12 protein-coding genes are annotated in these 19,841 nt (G+C 55.8%); 4 read left to right on the top strand and 8 right to left on the bottom strand.

What is annotated here, in order from left to right:
• Nucleotides 1–88: 88 nt before the first annotated feature.
• Nucleotides 89–2,017 carry a hypothetical protein gene (locus ACP7E4_RS09435; protein ID WP_426113323.1) on the bottom strand — a complete coding sequence of 643 codons (1,929 nt, stop codon included), beginning with the start codon at nucleotides 2,015–2,017 and terminating at the stop codon, nucleotides 89–91.
• 65 nt (nucleotides 2,018–2,082) lie between these two features.
• Nucleotides 2,083–3,951, bottom strand: a complete 1,869-nt coding sequence (locus ACP7E4_RS09430; RefSeq protein WP_426113325.1) for a hypothetical protein — start codon at nucleotides 3,949–3,951, stop codon at nucleotides 2,083–2,085.
• Nucleotides 3,952–4,786: 835 nt separating this feature from the next.
• Here ACP7E4_RS09430 and ACP7E4_RS09425 point away from each other — a divergent pair.
• On the top strand, nucleotides 4,787–6,700 hold the full coding sequence (locus ACP7E4_RS09425) for an autotransporter outer membrane beta-barrel domain-containing protein (RefSeq protein ID WP_426113586.1): 1,914 nt from the start codon (nucleotides 4,787–4,789) through the stop codon (nucleotides 6,698–6,700).
• 349 nt (nucleotides 6,701–7,049) lie between these two features.
• Here ACP7E4_RS09425 and ACP7E4_RS09420 read toward each other — a convergent pair whose 3' ends face one another.
• The 4 genes from ACP7E4_RS09420 to ACP7E4_RS09405 all read right to left on the bottom strand — a co-directional run bounded on the left by ACP7E4_RS09420 (nucleotide 7,050) and on the right by ACP7E4_RS09405 (nucleotide 12,622).
• A complete protein-coding gene (locus tag ACP7E4_RS09420) occupies nucleotides 7,050–7,568 on the bottom strand; it encodes a hypothetical protein (protein WP_426113327.1) in 519 nt (172 codons plus the stop codon).
• Between the two features lie 1,037 nt (nucleotides 7,569–8,605).
• Nucleotides 8,606–10,171 (bottom strand): methyl-accepting chemotaxis protein, encoded by a 1,566-nt coding sequence (locus tag ACP7E4_RS09415; RefSeq protein WP_426113329.1) that lies wholly within the window; start codon nucleotides 10,169–10,171, stop codon nucleotides 8,606–8,608.
• A gap of 101 nt (nucleotides 10,172–10,272) precedes the next feature.
• The gene (locus ACP7E4_RS09410; RefSeq protein WP_426113331.1) at nucleotides 10,273–11,064 is read right to left on the bottom strand and encodes a CPBP family intramembrane glutamic endopeptidase; all 792 of its coding nucleotides are present in this window, start codon (nucleotides 11,062–11,064) and stop codon (nucleotides 10,273–10,275) included.
• 220 nt (nucleotides 11,065–11,284) lie between these two features.
• Nucleotides 11,285–12,622, bottom strand: a complete 1,338-nt coding sequence (locus tag ACP7E4_RS09405) for an MFS transporter (protein WP_426113333.1) — start codon at nucleotides 12,620–12,622, stop codon at nucleotides 11,285–11,287.
• Between the two features lie 270 nt (nucleotides 12,623–12,892).
• Between ACP7E4_RS09405 and ACP7E4_RS09400 the strand changes: the two genes are divergently transcribed.
• From ACP7E4_RS09400 to ACP7E4_RS09390, 3 genes are all read left to right on the top strand, one after another.
• Complete coding sequence (locus tag ACP7E4_RS09400) at nucleotides 12,893–13,075, top strand: hypothetical protein (protein WP_426113335.1); 183 nt, start codon at nucleotides 12,893–12,895, stop codon at nucleotides 13,073–13,075.
• Nucleotides 13,076–13,186: 111 nt separating this feature from the next.
• Nucleotides 13,187–15,094, top strand: a complete 1,908-nt coding sequence (gene quiC, locus ACP7E4_RS09395; RefSeq protein WP_426113337.1) for a 3-dehydroshikimate dehydratase QuiC — start codon at nucleotides 13,187–13,189, stop codon at nucleotides 15,092–15,094.
• A gap of 88 nt (nucleotides 15,095–15,182) precedes the next feature.
• A complete protein-coding gene (locus ACP7E4_RS09390) occupies nucleotides 15,183–15,854 on the top strand; it encodes a TetR/AcrR family transcriptional regulator (protein ID WP_426113339.1) in 672 nt (223 codons plus the stop codon).
• A gap of 3 nt (nucleotides 15,855–15,857) precedes the next feature.
• Here the strand turns inward: ACP7E4_RS09390 and ACP7E4_RS09385 are convergent, their stop codons facing one another.
• Nucleotides 15,858–16,718: a shikimate dehydrogenase gene (locus ACP7E4_RS09385; RefSeq protein ID WP_426113341.1), complete on the bottom strand. Its 861-nt coding sequence runs from the start codon at nucleotides 16,716–16,718 to the stop codon at nucleotides 15,858–15,860.
• 277 nt (nucleotides 16,719–16,995) lie between these two features.
• Nucleotides 16,996–19,740 (bottom strand): aconitate hydratase AcnA, encoded by a 2,745-nt coding sequence (gene acnA, locus ACP7E4_RS09380; RefSeq protein WP_426113343.1) that lies wholly within the window; start codon nucleotides 19,738–19,740, stop codon nucleotides 16,996–16,998.
• Nucleotides 19,741–19,841: the final 101 nt, after the last annotated feature.

Here is a 19,841-nt window from a genome sequence, read left to right as displayed (position 1 = left end):
CTCTGGACGCACTGGATTGACGCTATCTAAAGGGCGTCACCTTTAAACGATGACGCCCCATGTAATTCAGGGTTGAGTCCGGGTCATGCTAGCGAAGGCCGACGCCATTGCTGTACTGCGAATGCTTGGTCTGGACTTCCTGGCCCAATACCAGGTTTTTCACCCAATACCAGGTTCCCAGCAAACTCTGGGAGGTGACAGTCGATGACCAGTAAGTGTTATTGCCCATTGGCCAGCGACCGCCGTAGGCCTGGAATATCTCCCGCAGTTCCTCAATGGAGGGAATCCGTGCGCCGGCATTGGCGGCGGCGATGAAGATAGGGTTGGAGGTGCTGTTGCCCAGACCGATGCAATGAATCACGCCGGTCACGGTAACTGGGTAGCTCGCGGTTATGCCCAGCGCATCAGTCACTGAAATGACCGCTTCACCCCTTCCGCGCACCGAAGTCAGCCCCGTTTCATCGACCACGGCTACCAACGGGTCACTTGAACTGTACACATAAGGCGCCTGCCCGCCACTGGCAACCCGCTGCACCGTTGTGCCGTCCGGGAACGCGGGAAGCAAGCCGGAGTAATGCGGCAGCAGATAAATCTTGCCGGCCAGAGTAACGGGCGAAGCATCGAACTCCAGTGACGGGCTGACGGTCAATTGCAACGGATTTGACAGCACCGCGTTGCTGGCGCGGGTCGCAGTGTAGGTCACTGTGGCGGGTTTGCCGGCAGTCGCGGTGATGAGGGGTTTAGGCAGGATGAATTTTAACTGTGCTGCACTGCCCACCAATTGCGGCGGAGTGTCGTGTGCAGTGACGCCTTTCCAGCTGACGATCACGCTGTCTGCGGCCTGCATATCCTGATAGGCAACGCGGACAGTTGCGCCGGATTCGGGGATTTTTCCGGGAATCAAAAGACCGTCAGCGCCGACCGTATCCATGCTAGGTGCTGGTAGTTGTTGGAGACCGCGTTGGATCTGCAGGAGGAGCGGATCAGATTGTTGCTCGGCACCGTTGCTGCGACTGACCACGTAGGATATCGAAACTGCTTCTCCTTCGTTGACAGTTACCAAGGCAGCTGCAAATAACAATGCCAACTCCTTCCCTACATCCGCCTGGGCAATCACTTTTTCCTTGGCATCGCTTCCCTTAGGCCCCTCCCACTGTACAAGCACTCGGTCGTTCAGCTTCAACTCCGCGCTAGCCCCCATCAGAACTGTTGCACCACGGGTTGCATTGGCTGGGTCAAGCGTATTCCCATTAGCTTCCTTTACAGACGGCACTGGCAGTACAGGCAAGACAGAAAGCTGAAGCTTGACGAAAACCGGGTCGGAGACGATCGAAACATTGCCGGCCAGGTCTGTCACGGTGTAGTGAACGGGTGCTTCGATGTCACCGATGGCTTCTAAAAACCGCCTGGAAAATCCAACATTAACTCGCTTCAGTCCCATGTCGTCTTTATCAACCACCACAGTCGGGCCTGCGACGCTGTTCCAATAGCTCTGGACCAAATCGTGTTCCTGCATGCCTGTATAACCGGCTATTTGGCCGACTAGTACATTGTTCATGCTTTCGAGTTCCGATGATGTCAGACCGTCCTGGACAGCCGGCGGGAAGATGATGGGGCCGAGTTGTGGACTTCCTGGGGGCCTTCTGTCGACATGAACAGGTGCTGACGGCGAATCAACTTTAACGCCGTTTTCAGGGTTCGTTAGTTGGTAGGCTACCCGATGCCGACCGGCAGAGAGTACGGACACAGGGATTTCTAAATTCATTAGATCGCCCGGATTGTCTCCCGCCTGAACGAATTTAACGGGTCCAGTCCCGCCTCCATTCCATAGAAGTTGATAAGCAGTTCCTAGGACAGCGTTGGATCCAAGCGGGAAAGTTACGGATACTGGTTTTTCGAGTTCATGGACAGGCAGCAAACCTTCATCATTCAAAGCAATTTTGATAGTAGGCGCTACAAGGTCTTCAGTGCCGAAATTCTGCAGTTGACTTTCCTTGCGGTTTTTTAAGTTGCTCATAGTTATTCCTCATATTTTGGGCTTAGCTAATGTAGGTTAAATAGCTAAGCTTTAAAGGTTTAGTGTTAGATTTTCCAGTTGCAACCAGATGTGGGTTTGCTCATGTTGATTCTAACCCTGGTCACGCGGGACGTAGCAGGGCTTTGGTTGCTATCCTCAGCTGGTAGAACTTTATAAGAGGCTTCACCATAACCGACACATACGCGTTTGAGATTCGCGCCCGGAATCTTGAATCTATAACCATTGGCCACGTCGTTGGAGTCCAGCTCGCGTTCACCGTAGAAGCCGGCATCTACGATTGGGTTATTGTCATCATCGAAGCCTACGAAGGTAAACTGAATGATTTGATTTTTCAGAATGTTGGTATAAGGCACGATGGTGACTTCTGCTCCATCAGGATTTTCAATAGGCCCGACGACACCATTCTCGTGGGTGTTGAAGGTTGGTCCATTCAAACCATCTACGCCTCCAGGGGTTTCCTCCTTGGATCGTACAATTACCAACTGGGTAGGAGAGCCAGCGGGATTGGGGTTGTCGAAACGAGTGAGCGTATATCTAACCGGAATTTCAGCTCCGGTACCTTGAGCTTTTATAATAGAGTTCGGAATAGGGACATTCAAGTCTCGCGCTGCGGCAATATCGCTTGCCTTGATTTGATACCACTGCGGTACGAATTCCTGGCCCCAATATAAATTGAGGTCGTCGCTAAGTTCAAATTTGTCCCTCCACTGAATAATGGCGCGACCATTTAGTTCGTAATCGTCTTCGTCGATAAAATTGTCATCGGTATTGGGACTGGTTACGCTGGTGCCCTGGACGACAGGCGCTTCCAAAGCCTCTTCCACTGGACGCGTGAGAAAAACATCGATAATGCTAGGTAGCGAGCTACCCAATAATTTTCCCTGCCGGACAACATCATAAGTAATGCGAGGGCTTCCTACGGGTTCAACTGCAATGGTTTCATATGGCACGAGAATGGATAGAACAACATCTTCGCCTTCATTCCCCTCAGGTAGAGGAAAGGGAGAAGAGGAATTTCCCTCACCCCAATGTAAGGTGATCAAATCCAAAGGCTCGGCACCGGGATATCCGGGAATATCGACGTTGATGCCGGCTTTCGCCTCTGCGTGATCTATCAAATCTCCAACCGTCGGGTCGATGATAGGTGCGGGAAAGTCGTTTGGCGCTTCCTTCAACAGGAGATGTATAAATATGCCAAGCGAGCGAGCAGATAGGTTTCCCGCACGGTCGTTGATCGTATAGCTCACCACTCCATTAAAGTCACCAAGGGTTTCCAGAAACTCTCTTGTGTAGGTAATAATGACGCGTTGAACGCCCATGTCATCGGCATCGACGATTGCTCCTAGTCCTTCGATATCTCCCCAGAAGGTTCGAATCACGTCATGCTTTGCCATTCCTGTATAGCTGCCGATTTCAACATCCAGCTTGTCGCCCAACTGCGTAAGCTCGTTTGACGTCAGGCCACCGTCTACTTCTGGAGGGAATTTTATAGGTCCTAGCTGAGGTTTACCGGGCGGCGTTAAATCCACCTCAATTCTAATCGGGAGTGATTCTTCCGTCACACCATTCTCATGATTGGTTGTCTGATAGGCGAGCTTGTGTACGCCCTCAGTCAAAAATTCTACTGGTATCTCCAAAAAGAGTGGGTCGCCAATTTGTTGATCGCTGGAAATTAATTTTGGTTCCCCTACGCAAGCTTCGTCCCAGTAAATTTGGTACAGATCATCCGGGACTGCAGTAAGCCATACTTTAAGGTCAACTCGTACTGGTTTAGCCAGTGCGCTGATTGGTAACAACCCTTCACTGTCTTCGTCATGGAATGCGACTTCTACTCTAGGTAGTTCTAGCTCCAGTGAAACTTTTCGAAAGTTACGCATAGGATTGGACGTCGGGTGTTTATTTGAGATTTTCATAAAACTGCCTCTTGGTTATATGAGTGCATGCCATCACTGTCTGTCATTGACGTTGAAGTTCACCTACCGCAACGGCGGGATATAGGCTAATGGCGATACAGAACTAATCTATCAATCATGTAAGATCGCAGCTTTGGCTGCTGTCTCCATTTTTAACTAATCGGCTTTTTCGTTGCCTGTCAATACGTCAGGCGTTAATTATTTTCTATTTTTCGTATGGTGCCCATAGGAACTGGAAAAATCTTATGGGCCGGGCTTGGCATTGAAGAAACAATTAGAAACATGCTTCCTACAATAGCCTGTAGTCCGTAATTTTGTTCCTGCTTGCATTTGAGAAATATCCTACAATTTACCAGTTTCTGCGTAGGTGTTTCAAAGCGCTGCTCTCTGCGAAAGTAATTCCTCACTAAGAGCGGAGAGATCTATGTTGATGATAAGGCGGGGCATAAGCCTAGTGCCTAAATTCAAAGTGGCCATGATAGGAATTTTTATGGGCGCAAGTTCAGGTCTCGGTATGGCAGCAGATCTAAATGGTCATGTGATATCGGCTGTCACTGTTAATGATATTGACAGTCACGGACCTATTGTGCAGTCAGTGCCAGCAAAGATTGATATATTCGATGATAATAATGTTAAAGAAGTAATAGTTGATGGCAGGATTGAAGATGTATATGCCTCACGCCTTCCAGATAGCTATTCAGTCAAAAATAAAGGCGTGTTAAATGTATTTGATGGGGCTGTAGTTAATGCAATTGTGGTTACATCCTTATCTAAAGCTAATGTAAATAGTGCAAATGTTCGCGAAGGTTTGTGGGTTAACGATGGTGCGGCTGTTGTGCGAGATAGCGCAATATTCAATGACCTCGGAGAGGCAATTAGATCGAGCACCAGTACAACGAATGGCATAGGACCCGGTTCGAATGTGATTGTTGAAGACAGCACTGTATCGGGCGTCGGTGCTGGGGTCGTAGTCGGCCCCGTGAGTCTTGTGAGCTTAAGCGGCACAAGTGTTCATGGGAGAAGCGATAGCAAGACTGTTGAGGGGGAGGGTGTAAGGGTAAGTGGTGGGTCGTTGCAAGCCATCCAAAAAAGTTTTATCGAAGGCACACAGCAAGGGATAAAAATCATTGATAACGTACCCTCGGGTTTTTTGGGAGGTAATATCGTAATCATTGACGAGTCGGTCGTCCGAGGTGTGATAGGTGCGGCGATATTTGTTAATGCCTCTAAAATTGACACGGATATCGAAATACGTAACGGCGCTGATCTCTTCGCCGGCAACGGTAACCTTTTGCAGGTCGAAGGATCAGGCACGACTCGGCTGAAAGTCGACGACAGCCGCCTAAACGGCAACCTAACCGCCGATGACACCAGCACCCTAAACGTCACTCTGCAAAACTACGCGCAGCTCACCGGTAATATCATCAACAGCAACACGTTGGCGATTACTTCCGGGGCGAGTTGGCAGATGGTGGATGACAGTAACGTCAAGGCTTTGTCTATGAATGGCGGGCGGGTGAGTTTTGGGGAGGGCGCTTTCAAAACGCTGACCCTCGGCGAGTTGTCCGGCAACGGCACGTTCGATATGCGCATTAATCTGGATAACCATTCCGGAGATTTGCTCAAGGTGAACGGTCAGGCCAACGGTAATCACACGTTGAAGGTGCAGAACACCGGGCTGGAGTTGGTAACGCCTGAAGTTGAGCCCTTGATGGTGGTGGATACCGAAGGCGGGGATGCGCAGTTTGGTCTGCTGGGTGGCAAGGCGGATCTTGGGGTGTATTCCTACGAGCTGGAGCAGCGCGGCGATGACTGGTTCATTGTTGGTTCCGGCAAGACCATCAGCCCGTCGACGCAAAGTGTGCTGGCGCTGTTCAACGCGGCGCCGAACATCTGGAACAGCGAGCTGACTACTTTGCGCAGTCGCATGGGCGAGGTGCGCGGCAAGCCATTGGGCGGCGCATGGATGCGCAGCTACGGCAGCCGTTTCAACGCCTCGACCGGTGATGGCGTGGACTACCAGCAGAAGCAGAGCGGCTTGACCCTGGGTGTTGATGCGCCGCTGCAAGTGGGCATCGGCGAGTTGTCGCTGGGCGTGATGGCCGGTTACAGCAAGAATGACCTGGACCTGAGTCGTGGTACCACGGGCAATGTCGACAGCTACTATGTCGGCGGCTACGGCACCTGGCTGCTGGACGATGGCTACTACCTGGACGGCGTGCTCAAGCTCAACCGCTTCCGCAACGAGTCGAAAGTGGCCATGAGCGATGGCACCAAGGCCAAGGGCGACTATGAAAGCAGCGCTGTCGGTGGCTCGCTGGAGTTCGGCAGGCACATCAACTTTGCCGATGGCTATTTCCTCGAACCCTACGCGCAGTTGTCCAGCGTCTGGGTGCAAGGCGACAGCTACACGCTGGACAACGGCATGCAGGCCAACAACGAGCGCACGCAATCGACGTTGGGCAAAGTAGGGACCTCAGCCGGACGCAGCATCGCCCTCAAGGATGGCGGCGTGTTGACACCTTATCTGCGGGTGGCGATGGCGCAGGAGTTCTCGCGCAGCAATGACGTCAAAGTCAACGACAAGCGTTTCGGCAACGATTTGTCTGGCTCGCGTGCCGAGTTGGGCGCGGGTGTTTCGGTATCGCTGTCGGAGCGGCTGCAACTGCATGCTGACTTTGATTACATGAAAGGCAAAAACGTCGAGCAACCGTGGGGGGCCAATGTCGGGTTGAGGTTGGCGTTCTAGACCGTCGCGCTGCAATAGGAGCTGAAAAGGATGCCGCCGTTTCTCTGAAACGGCGGCATGCTTGGTTTTCATAAGTCCGTTGGAGCGAGAGCTTGCCCGCGAAAGCGTTGTGTCAGATTCGGAAATCGCTGGATGCACCGGACTCTTCGCGGGCAAGCCTCGCTCCCACAGGTGAAATGCGGTCATCCAGTGGGACCGGCTTTAGCCGGGAAGGCGTCGGTTCAAACAATACTTCTGCAGCGCCTGGCGGTTGCCCCCAGACATAGAATCTCCAACGAGGAATTGTTCGTCTTAGGCATCTGAACATCAGAACCCCGGTGCATTGCACCGGGGTTTTGCTTTTTTTTTGTCAGAAGCGGTTTTTATCAGGTTTTTTCGCGTACCTGCGGATCATATTGCGCTTGCGTTGCCGTTGCCTGGGAGTCACCGGTGAGTTGCGGTTGACCGTTACCACCAAGGCCGGCGATGTGCCGATCAAATGCTGGTCCCGATAAACCTCGAAGTACAGATCCACCAACCCGTATTGCACGCACTCAATAAAGTGATAACTGATGCACAGCACGCGCACCACGCTGTTTGAGTTTACGTGCTTGAGCAATATGGGAGTCGAGGAGCTGTTGACGCCCCAGTAGAACACCAGCTCGTCGCCGAACAACATCTTCGCTGATCCTGGAATATGGACGCAGACACCCGTGTGCACTTCCTCATAACTGATCGCGTCCGGTTTTACATGCGGCAGAAAGGGCGCTTTCAGACTATTCGAGATATCTCCTAAGACCGGCTTGGTGTGAGATATATCGACAACGGTGCTGGGTGTCTCCTGTTGTTTGTTTTTGTCGGTGTTATCGTGTGGCGGCGTTTCTTCCATTTGATTGTTTTCCTTGTTTTGTGTTGGCTAGTTTGATGTTGGAACTCATCAGTGCCGCTCATGGCGGGTTTTTTTTGCGCATTAAATTGCTTCAGCGCTTGATCGTCAAGTCAGAAAATTTCTCTGGAAATGGGTGTTTCTGACTTTTTGATTGTTTCTCTGGAAGACATAAAGTAGCGATTTTTAAATGATGATTTTTAGGTATAGTGCAGGAATTACAGGGGGTAAATCTGTTGTCTTGAAAGTGGTTGTAGGAGTTGACGAGATCAAACTGTAGGTCAAGGACTACAATTGTTGCCGGAGACGAACTAATGAGCGGCGCTGATTTTTGGGGTTTTATAGTCCTAGGAAATTTCCTTCAGTGGATTAATACTAATCCCGCACGCAAATGCGTGCAGGATTAATAAGTTTTAATACGTTTGAGTACTAAGTTTAATCAGGGTTGCAGCGTTAATTCAACCGGCTCCGCGAGAATCGAGCGATTACCGGCTCGGTCGGTGATCTGACAGGTGATATTCACTGCTTCGCTGTTGAGGCTTTCAAGGAACTCACGGGTGAAGGTGATCTCGATGGGTTGAGTGGTCAGGTTTTCGGCGACGATGACGTAGGCAGGGCCTACGGTATCGTTGCAGAGGGTCTAAAGGGTATCGCCCACTTCCATCCCGATATAGCCGGGAATTTTGCCGGTTACATTCGCCAGCGAAATACTTGGCAGAAGTAGGGGGCAAGTAGCGGCTCGCCGGGAGGCGTTCGATCGATACGAATCTGGGTCTGAAGGACGGGGTGAGCATAGCCGCCTGGATAGGTAATCACCAAGTAGCCAACTTTGTAGCTTTTATCTCTGTTCAGGTTTGTGAGGAGAATCGCCGCAGTCAGTAAAGTACCCTCGTCAGGTCTGGATCAGGGAGTGCGATTTCGCACCTATAGGAATTTCATCCAGAGTTAGTTGAAAACCGTCGTCGGGCATCCCCAAAAAACACCCAACAAAAAACCCCAATAAACCAGGTTCATTGGGGTTCTTTTATTGCGTGCTGAAACTACCGATTAAACCGCTCCACCAACGAATACTGCGAATGGGCAGTGTTGGTCAGTTCGCCGCTTAGTGTTGCCGAGCGTTGGGCTTCTTCGGAGGTTTGGTCGGCCAGGTGGGAGATGGTGGCGATGTTGCGGCTGATTTCTTCGGCCACCGAGCTTTGTTCTTCGGTCGCGGCTGCGATCTGCGTGGTCATGTCGGTGATGTTGGCCACCGCTTCGCTGATGCCGATCAGTGCCTGGTCGGCTTCGAGAACCTTGGCGACACCTTCTTCGGCCTGGCGATGGCCGGAGTTCATGGTTTGCACTGCGGCGTTGGCGGTCTGTTGCAGCTTGGCGATCAGGCCATGGATCTGGCCGGTGGATTCTGTGGTGCGTTGCGCCAGTTGGCGGACTTCGTCGGCGACGACTGCGAAGCCACGGCCCATTTCCCCGGCGCGTGCGGCTTCGATGGCGGCGTTGAGGGCCAGCAGGTTGGTCTGGTCGGCGATGCCTTTGATGACGTCGACCACGCCGCCGATTTCATCGCTGTCTTTCGCCAGTTGGGTCACGGTCAGGCCGGTTTCACCCACGGAAGTGGACAGGCGCTGGATGGCTTCACGGGTTTCCCCGGCGATGTCGCGGCCGCGACGCGTCAGCTCGTTGGCCTGCTGCGTAGCGTCAGCGGTGCGTTGTACGTGGCTGGCGACTTCCTGCGTGGTGGCGGCCATCTGGTTGATGGCGGTGGCTACTTGTTCGGTTTCGATCCGCTGACGCTCCAGGCCGGTGGAGCTGGCGTGGGCCAGGGTATTGGACTGACGAGCCTGGCCGTTGAGTTGCTCGGCGGTGTCCTGCAAGCGCGTCAGGCAGGTTTTCATCCGCGCTTCCTGGCTGAGGATCGACATTTCCAGACGCGCCTGCGGGCCACGGCTGTCGGTGTACATTTGCGCAATCAGCGGGTCGGATGTGGTTTGTTCCGCCAGGCGCAACAGACGTTTGATGCCGCGCTGTTGCCAGGTCAGGCCCAACAGGCCCAGCGGCACCGACAGCCCGGCGGCCAGGGCAAAACCCCAGTGGGAATTGAGCCAGACGCCGATCAGGAAACTCAGTTGGCTGACCATGATGAATGGCAACCAGTCCTGCAGCACCGGCAGCCACTTGTCCCGGCGCGGAATCGCCGACTTGCCATTGTTCAGCCGCCCATACAGCGCTTCGGCACGTTCGACCTGCTCGGCGGTGGGTTTGACCCGAACCGATTCGAAGCCGACTACCTGCTGGTTCTCGAACATGGGTGTGACATACGCATTGACCCAGTAATGATCGCCGTTTTTGCTGCGATTCTTGACGATGCCCATCCACGGCAGACCGTTTTTCAGTGTCGTCCACATATGTTCGAAAACGGCGGCCGGCACGTCGGGATGGCGAACGGTATTGTGCGGCGCCTTGAGCAGTTCTTCCCGGGAGAAGCCGCTGATCTCAACGAAAGCGTCGTTGCAATAGGTGATGACACCTCGGGCGTCAGTGGTTGAAATCAACCGCTGATTGGCTGGAAACGTCCGTTCGCGTTGAGTGATGGGCTGGTTATTACGCATGAGCTTCGATCCGCTAGGCTTTGGGATGCTATCGGCACTAATACCAATACATTGAGCGTGTGGTCGAAATGACCAAATAGCCACTAGTGGAACCAAGCGGTCTACCGATCAAACATGGGGTAAGTGAAAAAGCTGAAATGCAGGAGATTGACGCCGAAGTGGGTAATCACCGCTGCCGGCAACCCACCCAAGCGAAACGCCAGGCCGTAGCCGACGCCCGCCAGGCCCGCGAGCAGCATCCATTGCCATCCGCTGCCCAGATGCGTCAAACCGAAAAGCAGCGCGGCGCAGCCCAGTGCCAGTGCGCTTCCATAACGCAGCGGTTTGAATAGTTGTTGCAGGCCTCCCTGAATATAAGCGCGAAACAGTAGTTCTTCGGTCAATGTCACCAGTAACAGATTGTTTGCCAGCCACAGTGAGCTTTGCGCCGGCCAGGTCGGGTCCCAACCGATAAGTCCCAATGCCATGGCTGCGCTCAAACAGACGAACGCAGTGCCGGGCAGTGTCAATGATGCGGTCTTTACAACTTGCCCGATGACGACGTTGCGCAGCAGCCAGGGGCAGGCCAGCAGGATCCAGAATCCGATCAGCGGTTTATCCAGATTCAGGTACATGGAAAAAGGCGCGGACTGCGGCGTCAATCGTTGCGCGGCGATGACCCGCTCACTGAAGAAACCCGGCAGCCAGTGGCTGGCCAGCCCCACCGCCAGCGCGATGAACAGACAATGCCCCAACCCCTTCACCGCGCGCTGTTTGAACTGCGTCACGCAGATCCCGGCCATGATCAACAGCGCAAAGGTGACGACGACCGGCAGGCTGAAATGACCATAGGCAATGGCGAGGCTGTAGCCCAGGGTCAATAACGTCAGGCTGGTCCAGCGCGTGGCAAACATGGGGAGTTCCTTGAGTCCATTCAGTAGGAGCTTGAGCGCAGATGCCCACGCTCGGACGCGAGGGCATCTGCCGGCGCCAAGCTTCACTGATCGGCAAGGAAAATTTCCAGTTGTTTGTCAGTTTTTTCTGAAAGAAATGTTTGTCGGATATTTCCCTGTGATGTTTTTTTGCCATAAAAAAGGCCGCTTGCAACAAGCGGCCTTTCAAATGTGCAGCTATTTACTGCTTGATCGTCGGAACCTGGCGCGGCGCCATGAAGTACATCCAGATCAGGGCGATGAAGTACATGGCCGGGATCATGGTGAAGAGCACGTTGTAATTGTTGTTGGTCGCGGTGAGGACTGCGCCGACGATCTGCGTCATGAACATGCCGCCAATCGCTGCGCACATGCCGCCGAAGCCGAACACCGTGCTGATCAGATGCTTGGGCGTGTAGTCCATCACCAGGCTCCAGATGTTCGCGGTCCAGGCCTGATGCGCACCCACCGCCAGAGCGATGGCCAGCACCGCGACCCAAAGACCGCTGGCGTTGGCCGCAAAGATCACGCTGATGATGGTGATCGCAAATACCAGCATGGACAGCAATCGCGCGGTAATCGGGCGCATGCCACGGCCGATCAGCCAGGACGAAAGAATCCCGCCACCGATGCTGCCAAAATCTGCCGTCAGCCAGATGAGGATCAACGGAATCCCCATTTGTGTGACGCTGATCCCCAGGTTGTATTGCTGATTGAGGAAAGGCGGCAGCCAGTACAGGTAAAACCAGAACACCGGCGCGGTCAGCGAATACGCGAGGGCGAAGGCCCAGGTGCCGCGCATTTTCAGGATATGCGTGAACGGAACCTTGACCGGCTCGGGTTCCACCGCCTGATGGATGTAGTCCAGTTCAGTCTGGCTGACGGTTGGATGCTCGTCCGGATTGAAGTATTTCAGGCGCCAGATCACCACCCAGCTCAAACCGAGCAGGCCCATGCACAGAAACGCAGCCTGCCAGCCCCAAACGGTGAGGATGATGGGCAGCAGGGCAGGGGTCACCATGGCGCCGACGTTGGTGCCGGCGTTGAAGATGCCAGTCGCAATGGCGCGTTCGCCAGCGGGGAACCACAGCCGGGTGGTCTTCACGCAGGCCGGATAGTTGGCGGCTTCGGTCAGGCCCAGAATGAAGCGACAGACCATGAATCCGGCGGCCGAGGTGGCCAGGCCGTGCGCGCCAGTGGCAACGCTCCAGAGCAATACCGCGAGGAAGAACGCGCGTTTGACGCCGACCTTGTCGATAAAGCGGCCTTGCAACAGGAACCCTGCGGCGTAGCCGACCTGGAACCAGAAGTTGATATTGGCGTAATCCATCGCCGTCCAGCCCATTTCCTTGGCGAGAACGGGCTGCATGACGCCCAGCGCGGCGCGGTCGATGTAGTTCAGCGTCGTGGCGAAGAACACCAGGGCGAGCATGCCCCAGCGAGTCTTGCCCACGGCCATGGCGCCACGAATCTTTTCGCCGATACCGGCATGGGGATGCGCGGTCTTGGCCGCCGTTGAAGTGGAATGTGTAGAAAGCATGGTCTGGCCATCCGTTCAAGGATCGCGGCATGGGCCACGATCGAACTGAAAAGGCGACTCGAATAAGGGCCGTTGACGGGCCGTGGGCGATCCTGCAAGCGTCAATGCTGCAAGGGCCACTCTTCGAGGGCGCTGGATTTTAATCAGGCGAAGCGCGATCCGATACCCATTGAGCGAGTAATAAAGGAGCGTTCAACTGATTGGGTCGACGAGGCCGATGATCGGGGCGGGTGGCCGCAAGGGCAAACAGTGCAGTTGTGGTGAGCGTTCATGGCGATTGACCGTCTTATTGAAATTGTTATGGGGCAGCTTGAACCAAGCTTTTTGAAGCTGGATACATTAGCGATGACGACGTCAGAATTAACCCTGTCCGACAATGTGCAGCTGATCTTGGGCATCACGAGCAGCACCGTCAATTGGCTAAAAAGGGTTTTGGGCGATTATCGAACGTAAAACTAACCAGTTGGTACATTTAGTTTGCGGTGGCGGTTGGCGAGGCGAATAATTCGTTCAGAAGCATTAACACGCGATCCGCAGAGGTCGCGATCTCAAAGGAGTGCAAGCATGCAACGTTCGATTGCCACCGTTTCCTTGAGCGGGACCCTGCCGGAAAAACTTGAAGCCATCGCTGCCGCCGGTTTCGACGGGGTGGAGATTTTCGAGAACGATCTGTTGTATTACGACGGCAGCCCGCGCCATGTTCGGCAGCTGTGCGCCGATCTGGGCATTGCCATTACTCTGTTCCAGCCATTTCGCGACTTCGAAGGCTGTCGTCGGGAGCGTCTGCAACGCAATCTCGACCGCGCCGAGCGCAAGTTCGATTTGATGCAGGAGCTGGGCACCGATCTGGTGCTGGTGTGCAGCAACGCCGCCGCCGATTCACTCGGCGACGAGAACATTCTGCGCGACGACCTGAGCCTGCTGGCCGAACGGGCCGGTGCCCGACAGTTGCGCGTGGGTTATGAGGCGCTGGCCTGGGGCCGCCATGTGAATACCTGGCAACAGGTGTGGAATCTGGTGCGTCAGGTCGATCATCCGGCACTCGGCGTATTGCTCGACAGTTTTCACACCTTGTCGCTCAAGGGCGATCCGAGCGGTATCGCGCAAATCCCCGGCGACAAGATTTTCTTCGTGCAGATGGCCGACGCGCCCGTGCTGGCCATGGATGTGCTGGAGTGGAGTCGGCATTTTCGCTGCTTCCCCGGCCAGGGCGAATTCGACCTGCCGGGTTTTCTCGCGCCTATTCTGCAAAGTGGTTACAGCGGCCCGCTGTCCCTGGAAATTTTCAACGATGGCTTCCGCGCCGCGCCGCCTCGGGCCAATGCCGCCGATGGCCTGCGTTCTTTGTTGTATCTGGAAGAAAAAACCCGGCTGTTGCTTGAGCAGCAGCAAAAGCCAGTACCTCAGGAGCTGCTGTTCAGCCCGCCGCCCGCGAGTACCTACAACGGTGTTGAATTCCTGGAGTTCGCCGTGGACGACGCTCAAGGCGCGAAACTCTCCGGCTGGCTGGAAAACCTCGGGTTCGCCAAACTGGGTCAGCATCGCTCCAAAGCGGTCAGTCTGATGGGGCAGGGCGATATCAAAATCGTGCTCAACGCTGAACCCTATTCGTTTGCCCACAGTTTCTTCGAGGCCCATGGCCCTTCGTTGTGCGCCACTGCGTTGCGCGTCGACGACGGCGCTTCGGCGCTGGAGCGCGCCAGGGTTTACAAAGGCCAGCCCTATCGTGGGCTGGTCGGGCCCAATGAACGGGAAATTCCCGCCGTGCGCGCACCGGATGGCAGCCTGATTTACCTGGTCGAGCCGGCTCAACCGGGTCAGTCGATCTACGACAGTGACTTTGTCATTAACCCGGACGCTGGGCAGGGCGGCGGTTTGCAGCGCATCGATCACATGGCCATGGCCCTGCCGGCCGACAGCCTGGACAGCTGGGTGCTGTTTTATAAAACCGTGCTGGATTTCGAGGCCGACGACGAAGTGGTGCTGCCGGACCCTTATGGGCTGGTGAAAAGCCGGGCGCTGCGCAGCCGTTGCAGTACGGTGCGCTTGCCGCTGAACATCTCCGAGAATCGCAACACGGCGATTTCCCACGCGGTGTCGAGTTATCGCGGCTCGGGCGTGCATCACATCGCCTTTGACTGCGAAGACATCTTCGCCCAGGTCAGCCGTGCGAAAGAGGCGGGCGTGCAGCTGCTGGATATCCCACTCAATTATTACGACGATCTGGCTGCGCGCTTCGACTTCGACGACGAATTTCTCAGCGAACTGGCCTATTACAACGTGCTGTACGACCGTGATGCCCAGGGCGGCGAGCTGTTTCACGTGTACACCGAATCGTTCGACGATCGATTCTTCTTCGAAATCCTGCAGCGCAAGAACGGTTATGTCGGTTACGGCGCCGCAAACGTGGCGGTGCGTCTGGCCGCAATGGCCAAGGCTCGCAGCGGAGCCGCACGGCAAGCTCGACTTTGATTCAGTGGCTGCGTCGGGGACGGGATCTTTGACGCAGTCGCCTGCATAATGCACGCGGCCAATCGTTTATCCGAACCGTGAATCAATAATGAAAATTACCGAAGACAGTCTCGCCGAGGCGCCTTTGCCGGTACCCGTCAAGGGCCGCAAGAACAACCCGGAAAAGACCCGTGACAACATCCTGCAAGCTGCGATTGTCGAGTTTGTCGCGCAAGGGCTGTCGGGCGCGCGTGTCGATGCCATCGCCGAGCGCACGCACACCTCGAAACGGATGATCTATTACTACTTCAACAGCAAGGAGCAGCTTTACGCTGAAGTGCTGGAGAAGCTCTATGGCGATATTCGCCGCACCGAAAGCGGGCTGAATCTGGATGCGCTGGAACCCATGCAGGCCATCCAGCGTCTGGTTGAATTCACCTTCGATCACCACGACCGCAACGTCGATTTCGTGCGCATCGTCTGCATCGAAAATATCCATAACGGCGAAAACGTCAAACAATCACCGACGATCCGCGCCTTGAGCCAGAACATCGTCGAGACGCTCGACAAGCTGCTGCGGCGGGGCGAGAACGAAGGCCTGTTTCGTCAGGGCGTGGACGCTATCGATCTGCATCTGATGATCAGCTCGTTCTGCTTCTACCGGATCTCGAACCGCCACACGTTTTCGGAAATCTTCCAGATCGATCTGGTGGACGAACAGGTCAGGCAGCGCCACAAGGACATGATCTGCGATTCAGTGACGCGCTACCTGCGACCCTGAACCTCAATCGTGCATGCGCTGAAAGTGTGCCTGCATACGCTCGGCATCGGCAGGTTGGCCGCTGAACAGTTCGAACGCTTTCACCGCCTGGAAAACCGCCATGGTGCCGCCATCCAGCGTTTGGCAGCCCAGCGCCCGGGCATGGCGCAGCAGTTCGGTTTCCAGCGGGAAATAGATAATCTCTGCGACCCACAGCGCGGCATGCAGCAGTTCCGGTGGCAGCGGCGTGCCGGGCAATTTAGTCATGCCCACCGGAGTGGTGTTGACCAGACCGTCAGCGCTGACCATCGCGCCGGGTAAATCCCGCCCGACCTGCGCCCGTGTCGCGCCGAAGTGCGCGTTGAGGTTGTCCACCAGGCTTTGTGCCCGCGCCGGGTCGACTTCGAAAACGATCAGTTGCTCGACACCTTCGGCCAGCAGCGCATGAGCCACGGCAGCTCCAGCGCCACCGGCACCCAGTTGCACCACGCGCTTGCGCGGCACTCCCGGCAGGCCTCGGCGAAAGCCTTCGGCAAAGCCCAGGCAATCGGTATTGTGGCCGATGCGCTTGCCGTCCTTGAACACCACGGTATTGACCGCGCCAATGCCCAAGGCCTCGCTGGACAGTTCGTCCAGCAGCGGAATTACAGCCTGTTTGCACGGGAACGTAATGTTCAGCCCGGTAAAGCTCATGCGCTGGGCCGCCTGCAGCAAATCCGGCAGGGCGCTGCTGTCGAGCTTGAGCGCATCGATGTCGATCAACCGATAGAGATAGCGCATGCCCTGGGCATCGCCTTCGTGCTCGTGCAAGGCCGGCGTGCGCGAAGCCTGAATGCCCGCGCCGATCAGCCCGGCAAGGATCGAAGGGGTTTTGGATGAGGTCATGGCGATAGGCTCTCGATTCTTGTTATGAGTGCGTTCGAGCAGAGTGAACGCTGTTTTCACAAAATGTACCAGATGGTTAATTTTGCGAAAGAGCCTACATCAAAGCAGGGCGATAATCCGTTCGGTTATCGCCCTGACAGTTGTTTGAATCTTTGTGGGACCGGATTTATCCGGTAAGGCATTCGACCAGCCGATGAATTTCCAGCGCCTGATCGAGCCTTTCGGGAATAAATTCCCTCCTACAAGATTCATCCCGGACGTCGCTAGTCGCCGATCTTCAGGCAGCAATCAACTGCCGCAGCACGTAGTGCAGAATCCCCCCGGCCTTGAAATACTCGACTTCGTTCAGCGTATCGATCCGACACAACACATCCAGGCGTTCCTGGCTCCCGTCTTCACGAGTGATCTGCAGGGTCAAATCCATGCCGGGCCGCAGGTTGGCGTGGGTCAGGCCGCTGATGTTCAGGGTTTCCTTGCCGTTGAGGTTGAGGCTCTTGCGGCTCTGGCCATTTTTGAATTGCAGTGGCAATACGCCCATGCCCACCAGGTTGGAGCGGTGGATGCGTTCGAAACTCTCGGCAATCACCGCTTTGACGCCCAGCAGATTGGTGCCTTTGGCCGCCCAGTCGCGACTCGATCCGGTGCCGTATTCCTGACCGGCGATCACCACCAGCGGCGTGCCTTCGGCCTGATAGCGCATGGCCGCGTCGTAGATGGACAACTTCTCGTCAGTGGGAACGTGCAGGGTATAACCACCTTCTTCGCCGCCGAGCATCTCGTTGCGGATGCGAATGTTGGCGAAGGTGCCGCGCATCATCACTTGATGATTGCCGCGTCGTGAGCCATAGGAATTGAAATCTCGCGGTTCGACGCCTTTCTGGCGCAGGTAACGCCCGGCCGGGCTGTCGGCCTTGATATTGCCAGCAGGGGAAATGTGATCGGTCGTCACCGAATCACCGAGCATGGCCAGCACGCGCGCGCCCTTGACGTCTTCGATCACCGGCAAAGGGCCGCCGATATCATCGAAAAATGGCGGGTGCTGAATGTAAGTGGAATCCTCCTGCCACACATAAGTCGCGGCCTGCGGCACTTCGATTGCCTGCCACTGTTCATCGCCGGCGAATACTTCGGCGTACTCCTTGTGAAACATGCCGGTGTTGACCTGCTCGACCGCTTTGGCAATTTCCTTCTGCGTCGGCCAGATATCCCGCAAGTACACCGGTTGGCCGTCGGAACCTTCGCCCAAGGGCTCGCTGCTGATGTCGATGCGCACACTGCCAGCCAACGCATAGGCGACGACCAGGGGCGGGGAAGCCAGCCAGTTGGTCTTGACCAGCGGATGCACCCGGCCTTCGAAGTTGCGGTTGCCGGACAGCACCGACGCTACGGTCAGGTCCGATTGCTGAATGGCTTTTTCGATGGGCTCCGGCAGCGGACCGGAGTTGCCGATACAGGTGGTGCAGCCATAGCCCACCAGATCAAAGCCCAGCGCGTCCAGATACTGGGTCAGCCCGGCCGCCTTGTAGTAATCCGTCACCACTTTGGAGCCTGGCGCCAGCGAGGTTTTCACCCACGGTTTGGTTTTCAGGCCTTTCTCGACAGCTTTTTTCGCCACCAGGCCAGCCGCCATCATCACGCTTGGGTTCGAGGTGTTGGTGCAGGACGTGATTGCGGCGATCACCACTGCGCCGTTTTTCAGGCGATAGGTGTGGCCTTGGTATTCATATTCAGCTTCATCGCTGACCTGATCGGCATTGCCCACCGCGACACCGCCGCCGCCTTCGCTTTCCAGACGACCTTCTTCCTTGTGAGTCGGTTTGAATTGCAGGCCGAGAAAGTCCGTGAACGCCTGGGCAACACCCGGCAAGGCAACCCGGTCCTGCGGACGTTTGGGCCCGGCGAGGCTGGCTTCGACGCTGCTCATGTCCAACTCCAGGCTGTCAGTGAACAGCGGCTCCTGCCCTGACACGCGCCACAGGCCTTGGGCTTTGCAGTAGGCTTCCACCAGTTGCACGGTGTCGTCCGGACGCCCGGACAGACGCAGGTAATCCAGGGTGATGTCATCTACCGGGAAGAAGCCACAGGTCGCGCCATATTCCGGGGCCATGTTGGCAATGGTAGCGCGGTCCGCCAACGGCAGGTCCGCGAGACCGTCGCCGTAGAACTCGACGAATTTACCCACGACGCCTTTCTTGCGCAGCATTTGCGTGACCGTCAGCACCAGATCGGTCGCGGTAATGCCTTCCTTGAGCTTGCCGGTGAGTTTGAAACCGATCACTTCCGGAATCAGCATCGACACCGGCTGGCCAAGCATGGCCGCCTCGGCTTCGATACCGCCCACGCCCCAGCCAAGGACACCGAGGCCGTTGATCATGGTGGTGTGTGAGTCGGTGCCAACCAACGTGTCCGGGAACGCGTAAGTGCGGCCGTCTTCGTCTTTGGTCCAGACCGTGCGGCCCAGGTATTCCAGATTGACCTGGTGACAGATGCCAGTGCCCGGCGGCACGACGCTGAAGTTGTCAAAGGCGCTCTGGCCCCATCGCAGGAAGGCGTAGCGTTCACCGTTCCGCTGCATCTCGATGTCGACGTTCTGCCCGAAGGCGCTGGCGTCGCCGAACTTGTCGACCATCACCGAGTGGTCGATGACCAGGTCCACCGGTGACAATGGATTGATGCGCTGCGGATCGCCGCCCGCCTTGGCAACGGCTGCGCGCATGGCGGCCAGATCGACAACTGCCGGGACGCCGGTAAAGTCCTGCATTAATACCCGCGCCGGGCGGTACTGGATTTCCCGGTCGGAACGCCGCTCGCCGAGCCAGGCTGCGAGACCGGTGAGGTCTGTTCCGGTGACGGTCTTGCCGTCTTCCCAGCGCAGCAGGTTTTCCAGCAGCACTTTTAGGGACATGGGCAGCTTATCCAGGTCGCCCAGGGTTTTGGCGGCTTCCGGCAGGCTGAAGTAGTGATAGGTCTTGTTGGCAACTTCGAGGGTCTTGAGACTTTTCAGGCTATCGAGGGAGGGCATGAAATTACTCCTTACGCGTCCGCACGGTAACGGACTTGACGATTGGCATCTGCTGCAGGCTTGCGTCTGCCCGGTTGAGCCGGTTATGGCGCCGTCTGCAA

Origin of the sequence: Pseudomonas sp. DSP3-2-3, assembly GCF_049898225.1 — a bacterium.
In the GTDB taxonomy this organism is placed as follows: Bacteria; Pseudomonadota; Gammaproteobacteria; order Pseudomonadales; family Pseudomonadaceae; genus Aquipseudomonas.
This window is presented reverse-complemented; position numbering and strand designations above follow the sequence as displayed.